This window comes from Kribbella hippodromi (assembly GCF_039531045.1).
GTDB classification, from domain to species: domain Bacteria; phylum Actinomycetota; class Actinomycetes; order Propionibacteriales; family Kribbellaceae; genus Kribbella; species Kribbella hippodromi.
Genome location: NZ_BAAAPH010000020.1, coordinates 100,653 through 119,476 on the forward strand (window position 1 = coordinate 100,653; position 18,824 = coordinate 119,476).

At 69.3% G+C, this 18,824-nt stretch carries 15 protein-coding genes; 9 read left to right on the forward strand and 6 right to left on the reverse strand.

The features are described 5' to 3' along the window. The first annotated feature begins 73 nt into the window (after positions 1-73). Entirely contained in the window at positions 74-1,519 is a 1,446-nt protein-coding gene (locus ABD260_RS27700; RefSeq protein ID WP_344237980.1) for a DHA2 family efflux MFS transporter permease subunit, read from the forward strand. A 2-nt stretch (positions 1,520-1,521) separates the two neighbouring features. After that, positions 1,522-1,848, forward strand: coding sequence for an MmcQ/YjbR family DNA-binding protein (locus ABD260_RS27705; protein WP_344237982.1), 327 nt, complete (start codon positions 1,522-1,524; stop codon positions 1,846-1,848). Here the strand turns inward: ABD260_RS27705 and ABD260_RS27710 are convergent. Then, on the reverse strand, positions 1,841-3,055 hold the full coding sequence (locus ABD260_RS27710; RefSeq protein ID WP_344237984.1) for a neutral zinc metallopeptidase: 1,215 nt from the start codon (positions 3,053-3,055) through the stop codon (positions 1,841-1,843). The two genes, ABD260_RS27705 and ABD260_RS27710, sit on opposite strands and share 8 nt — an antisense overlap. 112 nt (positions 3,056-3,167) lie before the next feature. On the opposite strand from ABD260_RS27710, the gene ABD260_RS27715 reads away from it, so the two are divergent. The 3 genes from ABD260_RS27715 to ABD260_RS27725 all read left to right on the forward strand — a co-directional run bounded on the left by ABD260_RS27715 (position 3,168) and on the right by ABD260_RS27725 (position 7,268). Next, positions 3,168-4,871: a DUF885 domain-containing protein gene (locus ABD260_RS27715; RefSeq protein WP_344237986.1), complete on the forward strand. Its 1,704-nt coding sequence runs from the start codon at positions 3,168-3,170 to the stop codon at positions 4,869-4,871. Continuing rightward, on the forward strand, positions 4,868-6,052 hold the full coding sequence (locus tag ABD260_RS27720; RefSeq protein WP_344237988.1) for a Maf family nucleotide pyrophosphatase: 1,185 nt from the start codon (positions 4,868-4,870) through the stop codon (positions 6,050-6,052). The genes ABD260_RS27715 and ABD260_RS27720 overlap by 4 nt, the downstream gene beginning before the upstream one ends. A gap of 85 nt (positions 6,053-6,137) precedes the next feature. Next, positions 6,138-7,268 carry a hypothetical protein gene (locus tag ABD260_RS27725; protein WP_344237990.1) on the forward strand — a complete coding sequence of 377 codons (1,131 nt, stop codon included), beginning with the start codon at positions 6,138-6,140 and terminating at the stop codon, positions 7,266-7,268. Positions 7,269-7,317: 49 nt separating this feature from the next. On the opposite strand, the gene ABD260_RS27730 is transcribed toward ABD260_RS27725, so the two are convergent. Together ABD260_RS27730 and ABD260_RS27735 are read right to left on the reverse strand one after the other, a co-directional pair. Continuing rightward, the gene (locus ABD260_RS27730) at positions 7,318-7,509 is read right to left on the reverse strand and encodes an acyl-CoA carboxylase subunit epsilon (protein WP_344237992.1); all 192 of its coding nucleotides are present in this window, start codon (positions 7,507-7,509) and stop codon (positions 7,318-7,320) included. Further along, on the reverse strand, positions 7,506-9,083 hold the full coding sequence (locus tag ABD260_RS27735) for an acyl-CoA carboxylase subunit beta (protein WP_344237994.1): 1,578 nt from the start codon (positions 9,081-9,083) through the stop codon (positions 7,506-7,508). The genes ABD260_RS27730 and ABD260_RS27735 overlap by 4 nt, the downstream gene beginning before the upstream one ends. 88 nt (positions 9,084-9,171) lie before the next feature. On the opposite strand from ABD260_RS27735, the gene ABD260_RS27740 reads away from it, so the two are divergent. Further along, entirely contained in the window at positions 9,172-9,888 is a 717-nt protein-coding gene (locus ABD260_RS27740; RefSeq protein ID WP_344237996.1) for a hypothetical protein, read from the forward strand. A gap of 516 nt (positions 9,889-10,404) precedes the next feature. Further along, positions 10,405-12,891 (forward strand): hypothetical protein, encoded by a 2,487-nt coding sequence (locus ABD260_RS27745; protein ID WP_344237998.1) that lies wholly within the window; start codon positions 10,405-10,407, stop codon positions 12,889-12,891. 127 nt (positions 12,892-13,018) lie between these two features. On the opposite strand, the gene ABD260_RS27750 is transcribed toward ABD260_RS27745, so the two are convergent. Further along, positions 13,019-13,498: an SCP2 sterol-binding domain-containing protein gene (locus tag ABD260_RS27750; protein ID WP_344238000.1), complete on the reverse strand. Its 480-nt coding sequence runs from the start codon at positions 13,496-13,498 to the stop codon at positions 13,019-13,021. A gap of 287 nt (positions 13,499-13,785) precedes the next feature. On the opposite strand from ABD260_RS27750, the gene ABD260_RS27755 reads away from it, so the two are divergent. Together ABD260_RS27755 and ABD260_RS27760 are read left to right on the forward strand one after the other, a co-directional pair. After that, positions 13,786-16,413, forward strand: coding sequence for a phosphoenolpyruvate carboxylase (locus ABD260_RS27755; RefSeq protein WP_344238002.1), 2,628 nt, complete (start codon positions 13,786-13,788; stop codon positions 16,411-16,413). Continuing rightward, positions 16,413-17,222 carry a biotin--[acetyl-CoA-carboxylase] ligase gene (locus tag ABD260_RS27760; protein WP_344238004.1) on the forward strand — a complete coding sequence of 270 codons (810 nt, stop codon included), beginning with the start codon at positions 16,413-16,415 and terminating at the stop codon, positions 17,220-17,222. The genes ABD260_RS27755 and ABD260_RS27760 overlap by 1 nt, the downstream gene beginning before the upstream one ends. Here the strand turns inward: ABD260_RS27760 and ABD260_RS37650 are convergent. Both ABD260_RS37650 and ABD260_RS27765 read right to left on the reverse strand, forming a co-directional pair. Beyond that, positions 17,212-17,319, reverse strand: a complete 108-nt coding sequence (locus ABD260_RS37650; protein WP_425553403.1) for an MFS transporter small subunit — start codon at positions 17,317-17,319, stop codon at positions 17,212-17,214. The genes ABD260_RS27760 and ABD260_RS37650 overlap by 11 nt on opposite strands. After that, complete coding sequence (locus ABD260_RS27765) at positions 17,316-18,701, reverse strand: OFA family MFS transporter (protein ID WP_344238006.1); 1,386 nt, start codon at positions 18,699-18,701, stop codon at positions 17,316-17,318. The genes ABD260_RS37650 and ABD260_RS27765 overlap by 4 nt, the downstream gene beginning before the upstream one ends. Between the last annotated feature and the right edge of the window lie 123 nt (positions 18,702-18,824).

Consider the following 18,824-nt stretch of genomic DNA (forward strand, 5'->3'; position numbering starts at 1 on the left):
TTGACATGTTATCAGTCGATGCATACTCTCGTGATCGAGCTTGTTATCAGTCAATTACAACAAGGAGTACGAGATGACAGCGACCGCTCTCGGCAGGGGGGATGTGAACCAGCAGCCCAGGCCGGGTCGTGGGCTGCGTGGGCCCAGGCGGCCAAGCGGGCTTGGCGTGGTGCTCGCCGCGGTGGGGATTCCGACCTTCATGGTCACGCTGGACAACCTGGTGGTGACGAACGCACTGCCGGTGATCAAGTCCGAGCTGAACGCGTCGCTGGGCGATCTGGCCTGGTTCGTGAACGCGTACACACTGTCGTTCGCGGCGCTGCTGCTGACGGCGGCCGCGATCGGCGACCGGCTCGGCCGGCGGCGGATGTTCCTGGCCGGGATCGCGCTGTTCACGCTGGCCTCGGCCGCCTGCGCGCTGGCGACCGACTCGTGGATGCTGATCGCGTCCCGGGCGATCCAGGGCGTCGGTGCGGCGGCGGTGATGCCGTTGTCGCTGACCTTGCTCGCGGGCGCCGTACCCGAGAAGCAGCGGAGCGCCGCGATCGGCATCTGGGGCGGGATCTCCGGCCTCGGCGTCGCGGTCGGTCCGGTGGTCGGCGGCGCCGTCGTCGACGGGCTGAACTGGCAGTGGATCTTCTGGCTGAACGTCCCCATCGGTGTGGTCGCCGTGCTGCTCGCGGCGCGCGTCCTGACCGAGTCGAAGGGTACGGCGAAGAAGCTCGACCTGCTCGGCCTGGTACTAGCGGCCGGCGGCGTACTGTCGATCGTCTGGGGAGTGATCCACGGCGCCGACGACGGCTGGACCTCCGGCGGCGTACTGGGCACGCTGATCGCCGGCGTCATCCTGCTCGCCGCGTTCATCGCCTGGGAGCGCCGCACTGCCACGCCGATGTTGCCGCTGCGGCTGTTCTCGGTCCGCTCGTTCAGCGTGGTGAACGTGGTTTCGTTCACCTTCGCGGTCGGCGTGTTCGGCTCGGTCTTCCTGCTCGCGCAGTTCTTCCAGGTGGTGCAGGGCTACTCGCCGTACCAATCCGGTCTGCGTACGCTGCCGTGGACCGCGGCGCCCTTGGTGGTCGCACCGATCGCCGGACTGATCGTCGACCGGGTCGGCGCGCGAACGCTGATCACAACGGGACAGGTACTACTGGCCACCGCACTCGGCTGGATCGCTCTGATCACCTCCGCCACAACGCAGTACGCCGACCTGATCGGACCGTTCGTACTGGCCGGAGTCGGCATGGGGCTGACCTTCGCGCCCGGTGCGAGCGTGGTGATGAACAGTGCGTCCGACGCGGATCGCGGTGTGGCCTCCGGTACGAACAACACGATCCGCGAGGTCGGTGTCGCGATGGGGGTCGCGCTCCTCGCGTCGGTGTTCGCATCGGCCGGGTCGTACGAGTCGCCGGCCAAGTACGCCGCCGGCCTCGTACCCGCCGTCTGGACCGGCGCGGCAGTCGTCGCCGTCGGCGCGGTGATCGCGCTGCTACTCCCCGGACGCGAACGATCTACAGTGTGAGCGTGCTCGACGCAGACGACGTACGCCGGATCGCCCTGTCCTTCCCGGAGACGGTGGAGAAGAAGCGCTGGGGGCACCCGACGTTCGATGTGGCCGGGCGGATGTTCGTCACCGTGCCGGACGACCAGAGCTCGTTCGCGGTGCGCTGTCCGCGGCTGGAGCGGGACGAGCTGATCGCGGCGGAGCCGGAGAAGTTCTGGGTACCAAAGCACGAGGCGGGCTCGAACTGGGTTCGGGCCCGCCTCGCCGCGCTCGAGGATGCCGACGAACTGCACGACATCCTGGCCGACTCCTGGCGCCAGGTGGCGCCACCGGAACTGGCTAGCTGACGTACCGCGGTGACACCGCGAAGGTGTTGCAGCTGGCCGGGTTGCCGGTCTTGAACGACTGACCCATGAACCGCTGCTGACTCGCCACGCTGCCGTGGTCACCGTCCTCCGGCTTGTCGCCCGCGGTCACCACCCACTTGTTCCAGACGTACAGCAGCTCACCGCTGATCGGGTAGCTCTTCTTGTTCATCGCCAGGAACACACCGGCGAAGCAGTTCGCCTGCAGTTCCATCCGGCGGGTCTGACGCTGCCGGTCGTTGTAGTCGCTCAGCTCGTAGCGCAGGTTGTCCGACGCCTGCAGAATGCCGGTCATGTTCTGCACACTGTGCCCGTACTCGTGCGCGACGGATCGGGTGTACCACATCCGCGCGTACGCCTTGGACTCCGCGTCGGAGTACTGGGTGTACGACTTCACGAAGACGTCGACCTTCATGTACAGGTTGTTGTTGGACGAGCAGTAGAACGGCACGTTGACCACGCCGCTGCCGCACGGGGTGGTGGTGCTGCTACCGGACCAGTACGACATCGACGGCGGCTGGAACTTGTAGCCGGCCTTCGTCACCAACGGTCCCCAGGACCGGTCCAGGCACGGCTTGATCGCGGCCCAGTACGCGGCGGCGTTGCGGGCGTTGGTCGGCCGGACCTTCGGCTCGCGGCAGTTCGCCGTACGCATCTGGCCGACTTTGTAGATCGCGTTCTTCGAGACGACGGTCGCGTCGTTCACCTTCGGCTCGGACGTCGGCGACTCGGTCGCGGTCGAGGTCGGCTCCTCGGTCGGCTGCCCGGTCGACTCGGTGGTCGGCTTCGGCGTGTACCGGGTCGGGACCACCGGCGGGTGCGTCGTGTCCTTCGCCGCCTGCCGGACGATGCCGATGAGGCCGGCACCGACGATCCCGACACCGACCAGCGACAGGATCACGATCAGCGGGGCCTTCGACTTCTTCCGCGGCCGCCGCGGCTGCCAGCCCGGACCACCTGGTCCACCGGAACCACCCGGACCGCCGAAGCCCGGACCCCAACCGAAACCGGGCCCCTGCGACGGCGGGCCGTACTGAGGCGGACCTTGAAAAGGCGGCCCTTGCGGTGGCGGCCCGTACTGACCTTGTGGCGGTCCGTAAGGAGCAGCAGGCTGACCCTGTTGCGGCCCCGGCTGGTACGGCGGGTACTGCTGGTTCTGGCCGGGTGGCCCGAAGGGTGGCTGGCTCAACGCCGGTCCTCTCGTAGTTCAACAGCAACAGCAAAGTGCGTTACGGCGATCGTCACAGTATCGGCAACAATCAGGTCAGTTCCGGACGGCCCCGGCAGGTAAGGTCGGCCAGGTGACCGATGCCCACAGCACGGCGAGTACGCCGACCAGCTCCATCGACCAGCTCGCCGACCGGTACCTCGAGCAGTCCTTCGTCCTCGACCCGATCGCGGCGACCGAGATGGGTGTCGCCGGGCACGACCACGAGCTGCCGGACTACACACCGGCCGGTTTCGAAGCGCCGGCCGAGCTGATCCGGCGGACCCTTGCCGAGGCCGGCGCGATCGAGCCGGGCAGTCCGCGCGAGGAGGTCGCCAAGGACGCGCTGCTGGAGCGGCTCGGCCTGGAGCTCGAGCGGCACGACGCGGGCGTACCGCAGTACCAGCTGAACGCGATCTCGTCGGTCCCGGCGTATCTGCGGCAGGTGTTCGACCTGATGCCGACGGCTACCGCCGAGAACTGGGAGAACGTCGCGATCCGGCTGAACCAGCTCGGCACGACCCTCGACGGGTACCGCGAGACGCTGCTCGACCAGGCGGACCAGGGCCGGATCTCCGCGGTCCGGCAGGTGCACGGCCTGGCCGAGCGGATCGCCAGCTGGACGGGCGCCGACGGCGACGACTTCTTCGCCGGGCTGGCCGCGCAGGCGCCGGACGGGCCGGTCAAGCCGGCTGTCGAGGCCGCGGCGGCGTCGGCCCGGAAGGCGTTCGGGCAGTTCGGCCAATGGCTGACCACCGACCTGGCGCCGCGCGCGCCGGAGCGGGACGCGTGCGGCCGCGAGGTGTACGAGTTGGCGTCCCAGCACTTCCTCGGCGCGTCGATCGACTTCGAGGAAACGTACGCCTGGGGCTGGGAGGAGCTGGCCCGGATCGAGTCCGAGATGGAGCAGATCGCCGCCGGGCTGAACGGTGGCGACCGGACCATCGAGGCGACCGCGGCGCTGCTGGACGACGACCCGGCGCGGACGATCCAGGGCAAGGAAGCCTTCCGGGACTGGATGCAGCAGCTGTCCGACGCGGCCGTCGCCGAGCTGGGCGGTACGCACTTCGACATCGCCGACGAGATTCGTACGTTGGAGTGCATGATCGCGCCGACGTCGGACGGATCGATCTACTACACCCAGCCGAGCGAGGACCTGACCACCCGCCCGGGCCGGATGTGGTGGGCGGTGCCGGCCGGCGTCGAGAAGTTCGCTACGTGGCGCGAGGTCACCACGGTGTACCACGAGGGTGTGCCGGGGCATCATCTTCAGGTGGCGCAGACCATGCTGCGTACGGACCTGCTGAACCGGTGGCAGCGGATCGCCTGCTGGGTGTCCGGCCACGGCGAAGGCTGGGCGCTGTACGCGGAGCGCCTGATGGAGGAGCTGGGCTACCTGGAGGACCCGGGCGCCCGGTTCGGCATGCTGGACGCGCAGGGGTTCCGCGCGGCCCGGGTGATCGTTGACATCGGCATGCATCTGGAGCTGGAAGTGCCGCGGGACAACCCGTTCGGCTGGCGGCCGGGGGAGCGGTGGAACGCCGACCTCGGGTTCGAGTTCCTGCGCGCGCACTGCCGGATGGAGACCGAGTTCCTGCAGGCCGAGCTGAACCGGTATCTCGGGTGGCCGGGGCAGGCGCCCGCGTACAAGGTCGGCGAGCGGATCTGGCTGCAGGCCCGCGAGGAAGCCAAGCAGCGGAAGGGATCGGCGTTCGATCTGCGTGCGTTCCACCGGGACGCGCTGAACCTCGGGTCGATCGGTCTGGACCCGCTCCGCCGGGCGCTGGCGAAGCTATGAGGTTCGTCCTGGCGTCGGCGTCCCCGGCGCGGCTGAAGACGCTGCGCGGCGCGGGCATCGAGCCGATCGTGATCGTGTCCGGGGTCGACGAGGACAACATCACCGCGGAGAGCCCGGGCGAACTGGCCCGGTTGCTCGCCACGCTGAAGGCGCGGGCCGTGATCGCGAACCTGACCGATCACGCGACCGTACTCGGCTGCGATTCGGTGCTGGAGTTCGACGGTGTGGCGTACGGCAAACCCGGTACGCCGGAAGTTGCCCGTGAACGACTGCGGATGATGCGCGGGCGGAGCGGCGTACTGCACACCGGCCATTGCCTGATCGACACCGCGTCGAAGCACGAGCTTCGCGAACTCGAATCGACGACTGTGCAGTTCGCGGACATGAGCGACGCTGAGATCGACGCGTACGTGGCCACGGGCGAGCCGTTGGTGGTGGCCGGATCGTTCACGGTCGATGGTCTCGGCGGGCCGTTCGTGACGTCGATCGAAGGCGATTACCACAATGTCGTCGGCCTATCGCTGCCGCTGTTGCGCCGGATGCTCGCCGAGGTGGGCATCTCCTGGCCCGAGCTGTGGACGACGACGGCGCCTTATCTGTACGACGAGGCGGTCGCGGCCGCGTACGACGACACCCGCGGCGGGACTGCCCGCGCCGAAGCCGCCGCCCGCGCGGTCGACGCGATGCTGCCCAAGGGCGGCCGGGTACTCGAACTCGCTGTCGGTACCGGCATCGTCGGCGCGGAGCTGGTTGCCATGGGCAACTTGGTACACGGCGTCGATCTGTCACCGGCGATGCTGCAGCACGCCCGCGTACGCCTCCCCGGCCACGTCGCCGCGGCGGACGCCAGCAGGCTGCCGGTCGGCGACCGTCGCTGCGACGCGGTCGTCGCGGTCTGGCTCTTGCACCTCCTGGACGACAGCGAACCAGTCATCGCCGAAGCTGCCCGCGTCCTGCGCACCGACGGCGTCTTCATCACCACCACCGAAAAATCCGACGCCACCCGCTACGCCGACGGCCGCGGCCCCGACGACCGCCGCTCCCAGGACGCCTTCACCCACCTGGCAGCCACCGCCGCCAAACACGGCCTCGCCCTCGACAGCGCCACCACCTTCCAAGGCCCACCCCGCAACACCGGCGACTCCCCGACGTACCCCTTGATCCGCTTCCGCCGAGTGTGAAGGCCGCCCTGAACGGTGGGTGAACTGTTGCCGAGGTGAGTCGGCGGCCGGGGTGGGTGGCCTGGTTGGCTGGCAACGTTGGGTTATGGACGGTGACCGGTTGCCGTTCGTGCATCAGAAGGTGCACGAGCTGATGCGGCAGATGCAGGTGTCGATGCGCGAGGTCGGGAAGTTCTACGGCGGTGGGCAGCCGGATCGGACCTCGATGGGGCAGGCGCGGGTCGATGCCGGCCGGCGCGGGGTGATGAGTTCGGCGCCGGGCGCGCCGGGTACGCCGGTGTTCGGTGCGGAGGAGCACCGCACGTTGAAGGACCTGATCGCGCCTGGAGTGGGGAAACGGATCGGTCTGCGGATGCGTGGTGACCAGGCCGAGTACCAGGAGCGGTACGACAACCGGAACATTCGGCAGACCGCGATGATCGGCGCGTTGCGGGCCGTGGCCGAACTGGCCGAGTCGCGGCGCTACCGGGACGGGCGGGCCGCGACCGAGGTGGAAGCCAGTGCGATGCGGGAGGCGGTCGCTGGGGCTTGGACTGCCGCGCACTACGACCGTGTGCTGCACGACCTGGAAGGCAACGGGCGGGTGCCTGCCGGGACCACCGACTACCTGGCGTTGGGGTGGGCGGAGGCGAATTCGGTGGAGCGGCAGCGGCTGCTGGCTCGCGTCGACGATCAGGCGCCCGCTGGGTACGCGTTTGCGGAGGCGGTCGGCCGGCGGGCTGGGATGTCGGGCGAGCGTACGTTGCACTGGCTGAACAATGCGCCGCCGGACAGGGCTCCTGAGGTTGCTGCTGGGCTGCTGATGCGCGGGTCCGAACGGATGGTTCGGCTGTTCGAGGAGGACCCGGCCGCGTACGCCGTACTCGAAGGAGAAGTGTCGGAGGTGATCCGCTCCGAGTTCGAGAATCTGCAGCAGTTGAAGGACACCGGGATGGTTCACGCGTACGGTGCCAACACCGCTGCTCAGTCGGCGAATGGGGGACGGCGGGTGGCCACGCTGGCGTTGGAGCTGATCGCGCACCAGGAGCGTGCGCTCGAGGCGCGGGCTGAGCCAGAGCGTGCACCCGAGGCACAGATCGTGGACCCGCGGATCGGGGTGGCCGAACCGGGCGGTGGCGCGGCGGATGCACCGGCGTCCGGCGGCAGCGCGCCGACCGGGCAGGTACGGCAGACCGGCCAGTCCCGAACGCCCGATCGCTCGACCGGCAACGGCTAGCGGCTACCAGGCAACAGGTAGATCGCGGCGGTCAGCGCCAGTCGGGCGACTACGGGTGGGCGGACGCGCGCCACTGGCCGGGGCCGGGGTGTAGGGGTTGGCGGGCGTTGCGCCAGTAGGTGGCCCAGTTGCCGGCTCGCTGTGGGTCGGGGCTGGGGGCGGGGGTGGTGGCGCGGGCGGCCAGGACCGTGACCAGGGCAGCCAGCTCCTCCGGCGTGGGATCGCCTTTGATGATCTTCACAGGGGGATGTTCCCATGCTTTTTCGGGGGCAGGGTGTCGCGTTTGGTGCGGAGGAGGCGGAGGGCGCGAACGATTTCGGCGCGGGTTTCGCTGGGCTTGATCACCGCGTCGATGTAGCCGCGTTCGGCGGCTACGTACGGGTTCGCGAGATGGTCCTCGTATTCGGTGATCAGTTCCTGGCGGCGGGTCTCGACGTCTTCGGCGGCGGCGAGTTCGCGTCGGTGCAGGATGTTCACCGCGCCCTGGGCGCCCATCACCGCGATCTGGGCGGTCGGCCAGGCGATGTTCATGTCGGCGCCGAGGTGCTTCGAGCCCATCACGTCGTACGCGCCGCCGTACGCCTTCCGGGTGATCACGGTGATCATCGGGACAGTCGCCTCCGCGTACGCGTAGATCAGCTTCGCGCCGCGGCGGATGATCCCGTTCCATTCCTGGTCCGTACCGGGCAGGAAGCCGGGGACGTCGACGAAGGTCAGGATGGGCAGGTTGAAGGCGTCGCAGGTACGGACGAAGCGGGCCGCCTTCTCGGACGCGTCGATGTCCAGGGTGCCGGCGAACTGCATCGGCTGGTTCGCGACCACGCCGACCGGACGGCCCTCGACCCGGCCGAAACCGACGATAAGGTTCGGCGCGAACAGCGCGTGCACTTCGAGGAAGTCGCCGTCGTCGACGACCGCCTCGATCGCGGTGTGCATGTCGTACGGCTGGTTCGGCGAATCGGGGACGAGCGTGTCGAGCGCGAGATCGGTGTCGTTCGGTTCGAGATCGGCCGGCGCGTCGTACACCGGCGGGTCTTCGAGGTTGTTCTGCGGGAGATGCGCGACCAGCGCCTTCACCCACTCGATCGCGTCCTCCTCGTCACTGCCGAGGTAGTGCGCGTTGCCGGACTTGGTGTTGTGCGTACGGGCACCGCCGAGCTCTTCCTGGCTGACGTCCTCGCCGGTGACGGTCTTGATCACGTCCGGGCCGGTGATGAACATGTACGACGACTCGTCCACCATCACGGTGAAGTCGGTGACCGCGGGGGAGTACACCGCACCGCCGGCGCACGGGCCCATGATCAACGAGATCTGCGGGATCACCCCGGACGCGCGGACGTTGCGGCGGAAGATCTCGCCGTACAAGCCGAGGGAGACCACGCCCTCCTGAATCCGGGCGCCGCCGGAGTCGTTGATGCCGATCAGCGGGCAGCCGATCTTCATCGCCAGGTCCATCACCTTGACGATCTTCTCGCCGAACACCTCGCCGAGACTGCCGCCGAAGACGGTGAAGTCCTGGGCGAACACGCACACCTGACGGCCGTCGATGGTGCCGAAGCCGGTCACCACGCCGTCGCCGTACGGGCGGTTCGCGTCCAGGCCGAAACTGGTCGACCGGTGCCGGGCGAACTCGTCCAGCTCGGAGAAGGAGCCCTCGTCCAGCAGCATCGTGATCCGCTCCCGGGCGGTCTTCTTGCCGCGCGCGTGCTGCTTCTCGACCGCCCGCTCCGACCCGGCGTGCACGGCCTCGTCCAGCCGGTGCTCGAGGTCCGCGAGCTTCCCGGCGGTGGTGTGGATGTTCACCGTCTCTCCCATGAACCGGCAGCCTACGCGCCAGTAGGCCGCGCTGCCTGTGACATCGGCCGCAACGCCGCTGACTCGCCCAGCCGCTACGCTGCCGCCCGTGGCGGATGCACAAGTGGACGAGATCAGGGCAATCGTGGCGCGAGCCCTCGTGGACCGGGTGGAGCACCACGCCGACAGCGAGACCGGCCTGCGAAACGAGCAGGTGGAGTCGCCGGACCTCGTGACGGTCGCAGCGGCGGAGACGATGGTGGCGCGGTCGTCCATCCCGCGCGCGAGCCGGCCCGCGGCCGCGGCCGCGACCGCGACGGTGCTGGCTGAGGGCTTCCAGGAACTTCCCGTCCGGGTCGCCGACTGGCGGCTCGAAGGCACCGACACCCACGTGCGCCGCGAGGCGGAGCGGTACGGCGCGGGGCTGGGCGACCAGACGCTGGCAGCGGTCCGCGTATTCGAAGCGCAGCCGCCAGCCCCGCTTGACGTACCCTCCGACCGCGACACGTCCGTTGGGAACAAGCCACCCGCGTCCGTCGCGAACGAGCAGGCTGCGTCCGTCGCGAACGAGCCGGCGGCGTCCATTGCGGGCGAGCCGGCCGCGTCCGTCGCGGATGATCTGGCCGCGAGGTTCGCGAACGACCCGGCGCTGCCGCGTGCCGGCGGGGGCCGGGCCACATCCGGCGAGCAAGGACGAACCGGTGAGCAGGCCACGTCCGGTGAGCAGAGACGAACCGGTGAGCAGGGACGGGCCGGTGAGCACGGAAGAGCCGATCGCGGCTCCACCGGCAGCAAACGGCACACCCCCGGCAGCCCGGCCCTCTAGCCGACCGGCCGCGGCCCCGGCCGCGCGACTGTAGCCGACAGCTCCACCTGTTACCCCTCCCAAACCGGTTTGGGGCGCCGAACTGCCCATTGCAGGAGCACAACCCTCCCCGCTCTACGTAGGCAACCACCCCAAACCGGTTTGGGGCACCCAACACCCCGCTTGACGAAACCGGCAGGGGTAACCCCCGGCGGCAGCCGACTGCTCCGCGGCCCTGGCGGCCATAGCCGACAGCTCCACCCGCTACTCCAAACCGGTTTGGGGCACCCAACACCCCGCCTGCCGCACCCGGCAGGGACGCACCCCCAGCGGTAGCCGACTGCTCCGCAGCCCCGGCGCGGGTAGCTGACTGCTCCGCAGCCCCGGCGCGGGTAGCCAACCGATCCGCAACCCCCGGCGGGGTAGCAACCGATCCGCCACCCCGGCGGGGTAGCAACCGATCCGCCACCCCGGACGGGGTAGCCGACCGGTCGGCGATTGCCGGTTGGCAACCCTCGGTGGCGGTAGGTTGCGGGGGTGGCGGATGTGCGGGTCAGTGAGTTGGTGCAGAGGATCAACGAGCTCGTGGTGGCCGACACCGGCACCAGGTCGCTCGCGGTTGGCGACCAGATCGCAGGGCGGGTGACCAAGACCAACGCGCAGGTCCTGCAACTGCTCGCGGACAACTTGGACCGACCGGATCGGCTGACCCCCGGCCCGGGGCAGGTGGATATGCGTCCGGCGCTTCGGGCGGCGCTGACGGAAACGGTCGCGGCTTGTGCCGGTGTACTCGTGGCCCGGGAGCGCCCGGCCGGTGACATCTACGACAGGGGCCGGTACCGGTTCGAAGCCGGGATCAGCCGCGCGTACGCCGAGTCCGCGATGCCGCGACTGATGGAGCAGTTGCTGCCGGAAGGAAACGCGGCGCACCTCGGCCGGTTCGAGCCGCGACAGCTCGACGGTGACGTACTGGCCGCGCGGGCGGTCGCCCTGTCGATCATCGCGCGGACCGAAGGCAGTGAGCGCGAAGTACTGCGGGACCTGGTCGCGGCCGGCCGGGACGCGGTCGCACCGGCCGCCGCGCGGATGCTGCTCGAACCACGGGCCGAGTTCCAGGCGCTTCCGGCCCGGGAGCGGGACGATCTCGTCGAGGGCGTCGCGTACGAAATCGAGCTGCACTTCGAGCGCGCCGAACGGCCGCAGCCGGGTACGGGCGCGGTGGCCGCCTGGCGGTCCAGGCGGGCCGCGGCGAACCTTGGCGCGTACGCGATCACCAATGCGAGCCGCCTCGGCACCGAAGCGATGGCGGACCTGTACCGGAACCTCGACGAATTCGGCTGGCCGGAAGTGCCGCGGCCGGAGTCGATCGACGCGCTGTCCCGGCAGATCGGGGAGGTTGTCGGCGAGCTTTCCGAGGCGCCGGCGACGCGGTGGAACGGCCGCAACATCCAGATCGAGCTCGGCCAAGCACCTGACGCCACGGTCCGCCTGACTGCGACCCAGATCATGTCCCTGGACGCACTGCTGAAGAGCGCTTCGGAGCCGCCGCTGACCGCGGAGCAAGCGCTGACTGGGGAGCAGTTGCTGACCGCCGAGCAGGCGCTGACCGCGGAGCAGGCGCTGATTGACGAGCAGGCGCCGGCTGGGGCGCGGGTACTGACCGAGAAGCAGGCGGCGACCGAGGAGCAGGCGCTGACTGGGGAGCAGGCGCTGACTGAGAAGCCGGTGCTGACCGCGGAGCAGGCGGTGACCGCGGAGCAGGCGGTGACTGCGGAGCAGGTGGTGACCGAGGAGCCGGTGCTGACTGCGGAGCAGGTGGTGACCGAGGAGCCGGTGCTGACTGCGGGGCAGGTGGTGAGTGCGCGGGAAGCGTTGCAGGTGCTGGCTGCTTCGCACGCGCGGATGGCGGTGCCGGACGGCTACAGCTCCGCGCACGAGGCAGCCGCGCGGCAGATCGCGCCGCAGTACACGGTGATCGACCAGGCGGTCGGTCAGGCGTTCGCGGAGGACAACTACGCGAAGATCGTCGATCGGTCGCTGCCGGCTGAGTTGGCGCGGCAGGTGCGGGAGGCGCCGGCACCGGATCAGCGGCTGGCACCGGCGGCGCGCGGGTTCGCGAGCGCGATCGACGTCGCGATGCGGCGGCCGGACGGTGAGACGTTGCGGCAGATGACCGGGCAGGATCGGGTCCGGATGGGGCAGATGGTGGCCGACGCGCTGGTGGCCGAGTCCCGGGTCCGGCCGGCGGAGCGGTTCCGCATCGCCGGGCAGGTCGCGGCGGCGATCGACCAGAGGTTCGACGCGCTGCCGGAGGAGCTGGATCGGTGGGCGGCGGGTGAGCAGACGTATGTTCACGATCGTTCGGTCAATGATCCGTTCCTGTACGGTCACCAGGCCGGCCGCCTCGCGCACCAGATCATCGAGACCCACGTCGAGGAAGTCCGCGCCGCCGAGCAAGCCGCCCTGGCCGAGCAAGCAGCCGCCGAAGAACGCGCCGCCGAACAACGCCTGGCCGAACAAGCCCAACTCCAGACCGAAGAAGGCGTAACCCCCACCAACCAACTCACGCCCGCCGACCAGCTCACGACGGCGGACCAGCTCACAACCGCCGACCAGCTCACGAAGGCGGATCAGCTTGAGTCCGAGGACTGGTTCGTGCCCGAGAACCCCGCGCCGACGGAGCAGGGTGTCGCGGGAAGCGCATCTGGTGCGGGAGCGGCGCCGGCGGATCAGCTCGAGTCCGAAGACTGGTTCGTGCCTGGGAACCCCGCGCCGACGGAGCACAGTGTTGCGTCTGCCGCGGGAGGCGCGTCTGGTGCTGGTGCGGCGCCGGGGGCGAGAGGGGCACCGGCGGCGGTTGACAGTGAGTTGACCAGGTTCGCCCCGGGGCACGATCCGGCGCACGCCCCGCCGGGTGCACGACCGGCCGGTCCGGCCGGCGGCTCGAAGGGCACGGCTGGTTCGGCCGCCCCGGCTGCGGATCGAACCACCTCCACCCCGAAGCGCCCCGACCGAGACCGCTGACCACCAGGCCCCGTCACGCAGGTCCAGTGGTCGTCTGTGCACGCCCGGCGGTCATCAGGCGAGCCCGGCACTCGTCAGGCGGGCAGCGGTCAGGTGGGGGGCGGGGCTCGGCGGGCAGGTTGGGCGGTTAGGTGGGGCCGGCGGCGAAGAGTTTGGTTAGGCGGGCGGCTCGGGTTAGGTCGCCTTGGACGGTGAGGTGTTGTTTGAGGACGGCGGTGATCGGGTCCTCGTTGCCGGTGACGACGCGTAGCAGTGTGGTGGGGTCGGTGCGGATCGAGATGTCCGCGGCGCCGCCGGGTGGTTTCAGGGTGCAGTGGCCGTCGTGGATGTGCAGGCAGTACTCGGTGACGGCTTCGGGCCGGCCGGCCCCGCCCGCGCCGGTGATCTGCCAGCTGATGACAGCTTCGAATCCGGCGGCCCGGGCGGGTCGGAGGTACTCCGGCATCCGGCGAAAGATCTCGCGCAACGCGACCTCTCGTACTCCCCCGATGAGTCGATGCCGAAGCTCCCGCTCCGACGTCCGGTCGACCAGTCGGGACAGCTCACTCGCGTCCAGGGCGGCGACACCCTCGGACTCCAGCCAGCCGGCACTGCCTCGTTCGGTCATCGACCACCCCCGCGGCAGCTTTCCCACCAGACCCGTAGGAATTTCCCCTGCGGCCGTGCCTTTGTCAAGTACTGACGAACGCAGCGTCAAGTACTGACGAACGCAGCGTCAAGTGCTGACCAACCCGCCGTCCAGTGCTGACCAGGGCCCCCGAAGTGCCGGCCGCCGGGACGCTCGGTTACGCACAGTGCCCGAAACTGGGAGATGGCTGAGCGATCGGTCACGATCGGCTTCCAGTGGATGGACGCTGCGGCGGCGACGGGCGTCCGCCGATAGGGTGGGCGAACGTGAGCGAGACCGGAAGTGAGACCCGTACCCGCGCGCGGTTCGAGGTGCCTGAGGAACTCAGGGCCGACGTCCGCCTGCTCGGCGAGATCCTCGGCAAAGTTCTGGTCGAGTACGCCGGTCAGCCGCTGCTCGACGACGTCGAGAAGTTGCGTGAGCTGACCATCGCCGGAGACGGCGCCGCGGCCGAGGCGCTGGTTGCCTCCTGGCCGCACGAGCGTGCCGAGGACGTTGCCCGGGCCTTCACCTGCTATTTCCATCTGACGAACCTCAGCGAGGAGCTGCACCGCGCCCGCGTGCTGCGTGAGCGTGACCGGGCCGGCAGCGAGGCGGTGGTGTCGGAGCTGGCCCAGGCGGTCGAGCAGATCGCCAAGGAGAGCGGCGAGCAGCAGGCCCGGGCGTTGCTGAACGGCCTGGAGTTCCGCCCGGTGCTGACCGCGCATCCGACCGAAGCACGCCGCCGTGCCGTACTGGCGACGATCCGCCGCATCTCGTCCTTGCTGGACGAGCGGCACGACCCGCGGGCCGGTGACAGCGACCTGGCCGAGAACCGGCGCCGTCTGGTCGAGCAGGTCGATGTCCTCTGGCGTACGTCCCAGCTCCGCACCAGCCGCCCGACTCCACTGGACGAGGTCCGGTCGGCGATGGCGGTCTTCGAGGAGACCCTGTTCGATGTCGTCGGCAACGTGTACCGGCGGCTCGATGATGCGCTCGCCGGAGACGCGGCCGGGACGCGTACGCCGGTGGTGGCCCCGTTCGTCCATCTGGGGTCGTGGATCGGTGGTGACCGCGACGGCAACCCGAATGTGACCGCCGCGATCACCCGCGAGGCCATGCAGATCCAGGCCGACCACGTGCTCCGGGCGCTGGAGCGGGCCACTGAGGCGCTCGGTCGTTCGCTGACGCTGGATGCCGCGACCACGCCGCCGTCCGCGCCGGTCCGTCGCATGCTGGAGGACGCCCGCGCGGTGAACCCGGAGCTGATCGCGGACATCGAGTCCCGTTCGCCCTCCGAGCCGCACCGGCAACTCCTGCTGCTCGCAGCACGCCGGCTGGCTGCCACCCGGTCCCGCGACGCGGACTTCGGCTATCCGCGCTCTGCTGACTTCCTGCACGAGCTGAAGGTGCTGCAGGACTCCCTGGTGACTGCAGGTGCACCCCGCCAGGCGTACGGCGAGCTGCAGCAGCTCATCTGGCAGGTGAACTCGTTCGGCTTCCACCTGGCCGAGCTGGAGATCCGCCAGCACTCATCCGTCCACGCCAAGGCGCTGGAGGAGGTGCTGGGCGGCGGCGAGCTGTCCGACCAGACCGAAGAGGTGCTGGCGACGCTGCGGGTGATCGCGCAGATCCAGCAGCGCTTCGGCCCGGAGGCGTGCCGTCGGTACGTCGTGTCGTTCACCCGCAACGCCGGTGACCTCGCAGCTGTGTACGAGTTGGCCGACGCCGCGCTTGACGGCCGTGCGATCGAGCTGGACGTCGTACCGCTGTTCGAAACCGGTGAAGACCTGCAGAACTCGGTGGAGGTGCTGGACAACGCGATCCAGCTCACCCGCGTACGCCACCGGCTGACTGCGAACGACCGGCGCTTCGAGGTCATGCTGGGCTACTCCGACTCCGCCAAGGACGTCGGACCGGTGTCGGCGACGCTGGCGCTGTACGACGCGCAGGCGCGGATCACTGCCTGGGCGCAGCGCAATGCCATCCGGCTGACGCTGTTCCATGGTCGTGGTGGTGCACTGGGCCGTGGCGGCGGTCCGGCCAACCGCGCCGTACTCGCGCAGGCTCCTGGTTCCGTTGCGGGCCGGTTCAAGCTCACTGAACAGGGTGAAGCGATCCCGGCTCGGTACGGGAATGCTCCGATCGCGCAGCGGCACATCGAGCAGGTCACTGCGGCGACACTGCTGGCGTCGACCCCTGCGATCGAGGAGCGGGCCACTGTGGCCGCGGAGCGGTTCGCGGTGATGGAGAAGACGCTCGACGAGGCTGCGCGGACGGCCTACCACCGGTTGGTGAAGGCGGACGGGTTCGCGGAGTGGTTCAGCACGGTGACTCCGCTGGAGGAGCTGGGCCAGCTGCCACTCGGTTCACGTCCGGCCCGGCGTGGTGTGGCGGTGTCGTCGCTGGAGGACCTGCGGGCGATCCCGTGGGTCTTTGCCTGGTCGCAGGCGCGTGTGAACGCTCCAGGCTGGTACGGGCTGGGCACAGCGCTCTCCGCGGTTGGAGACGTGCCGCTGCTGCAGGAGGCGAACCAGAACTGGCCGCTCTTCCAGGTGATGCTGGAGAACGCGGAGATGTCTCTGGCCAAGACGGACCGGCGCATCCTCGGCCGCTACCTCGAGCTGGGTGACCGGCCTGAGTTGACGCAGCAGATGCTGGACGAGCATGCACTCACTACTGAGTGGGTGCTGAAGGTGCTTGACCAGGAGCGGCTGCTGCAGGGGCGGCGTGTACTGGGCCGTGCAGTCGAGCTGCGCAACCCGTACGTGGATGCACTGAGCTACCTGCAACTGCGTGCGCTCCGGACGCTGCGTACCGATGACTCACTGGACGAGGAGCAGGTCATCCGCACTCGACGGTTACTGCTGCTGACCGTCTCGGGTGTTGCGGCCGGCCTCCAGAACACCGGCTGATGTTCAACGACCTGGACCGGCCCCCGCTGGACGAGAAGTTCCTGCGGGGCCGGTTGGTGCGTCCTGGTTCGCTGTGGACGCAGATCGATGTACTGGCCGAGACACCTTCGACCAATGCGGTAGTAGCAGCCGCAGCGGCGTCCGGCCAGCCGGAGGGGCTTGTAGTCACTGCGGAGTACCAGTCGTCCGGTCGTGGCCGACTAGGACGGACGTGGACGACCCCGCCGCAGTCAGCTGTGCTCATGTCGGTTCTACTGCGCCCCACTGCGGTAGACGCGTCCCGCTGGCCGTGGCTGGGCCTGCTGGTGCCCCTGGCTGTTGCTGCGGCTGTCCGCGAGGTCGGGGAGATCCCAGCACAGGTGAAGTGGCCGAACGACGTATTGGTCGAGAACCGCAAGCTGGCCGGCATCCTGCTCGAACGCGTCGAAGGACCCGCGGCCGTGGTCGGTATCGGTCTCAACGTCACGCTCCGCGAGTCGGAGAAGCCGCACGAGGCCGCGACTTCACTCGCGTTGGAGAACGCGGCCACCACCGACCGCGCGACCGTACTGGCGGCTGTGCTTCGGCAACTCGCCACTCGCTACCAGTCGTGGGTCGAGGCGAACGGTGATCCGGCCGTGCTCCTGCCCGAGTACCGCGAGCTGTCCGCGACCCTCGGCCGGCCGGTCCGCGTCGAGCTTCCGGACGGTACGTTCCTGACCGGCACTGCCCGTGACCTGGCCGATGACGGCCGGCTGATCGTCGACACCCGCGACGGCGTACACCAGCTCGCCGCCGGGGACGTGACGCACCTGCGCACTACGCGGTGAACAGCTTCACCGCGGTGATCAGGGTTTCGACGATCCCGTAGCCGAGCAGTACGGCGACCAGGAGCCAGGAGATCACCAGGCGTGGCGTCTGGTTCATCGTGCTGCCTCCGTCGCGGTCGCGGGTTGTTCGTGGAAGCGGCCGGCGACCGCGCGGATCAGCAGGTTGGCGACGAACCCCACCGCCAGTACGCCGACCATCGTGAACAGCGCCGGCCGGTACGCCGCCGCGGTCAACGTGCCTGGTTTGCCCTCCCGGTCGAGGAATCCGTTCACGATCAGCGGCCCGGCGATCCCGGCCGCCGACCACGCGGTCAGCAGCCGGCCGTGGATCGCGCCGACCTGATACGTACCGAAGAGATCCCGCAGGTACGCGGGCGCGGTCGCGAATCCGCCGCCGTAGAACGAGATGATCACCGCCGCCAGCAGGACGAACACCGCCGTACTCGTCTGCCCGACGGTGGCGAGCAAGGTGTACGCGATGATGCCGATGCCCAGGTACAGCGCGTAGATCGGCTTCCGGCCGATCACGTCCGAGGTCGACGACCAGCCGAACCGGCCGCCCATGTTGAAGATCGACAGCAGCCCGACGAAGCCGGCCGCCGCCGCGACCGCGACGCTCGAGGTCCCGTCCGCGCCGCGGAAGAAGTCCTGGATCATCGGGCTGGCCTGTTCGAGGATGCCGATGCCCGCGGTCACGTTGCAGAACAGGACGATCCACAGCAGCCAGAACTGCGGTGTCTTGATCGCGTTCGCCGCGGACACGTTCGCGCTGGTGACGAGGGTCTTCTGCCGGACGGCGGCCGAGTCGAAACCGTCCGGTGCCCAGCCGTCGGCCGGTACGCGAATGGTGAAGACGCCGAACATCATGATCGCGAAGTAGCCGATGCCCAAGGTGAGGAACAGCCCGACCAGGGCATTGTCGCCCGCGACCGACGTACTCACGTTCGGGTCGTACCCGGAGTCGTACAACCCAAGGAGTTGCCGCGACAGCGGGCTGGCGACGAGCGCGCCGCCGCCGAAACCCATGATCGCCAACCCGGTCGCGAGTCCGGGGCGGTCCGGGAACCACTTGATCAGCGTGGAAACGGGGGAGATGTACCCGATGCCGAGGCCGATCCCGCCGATCACGCCGTACCCGAGGTAGACGAGCCAGAGCTGACCGGTACCGATGCCGAGGGCACCGACCAGGAACCCGGCCGACCAGAAGCAGGCGGCGACGAACATCGCCTTGCGGGGGCCGTTGCGCTCGACCCAGGTGCCGCCGATCGCGGCGGACAGGCCGAGCATCACGATCGCGATGCTGAACACCACCCCGACCGCGGTCTGACTGCTGCCGAAGTGCTTGACCATCGAGGTCTTGTAGACGCTGGTCGCATACGCCTGCCCGATGCAGAGGTGTACGGCCAGCGCGGCCGGCGGGATCAGCCAGCGACTGTAGCCCGGCGGCGCGACGGTGTGCTCGCGGTCGAGTATCGGCAAGACGGCGCTCCCATCGGCTGGTAACCCTTCGCGCATCTTGGCTTACTGTATGCATTTTGTGAAGAGTTAAACCTCTTCCGACGCGTTGGTGTCGGGACAGGACAACCGAACCCGGCACCTGTG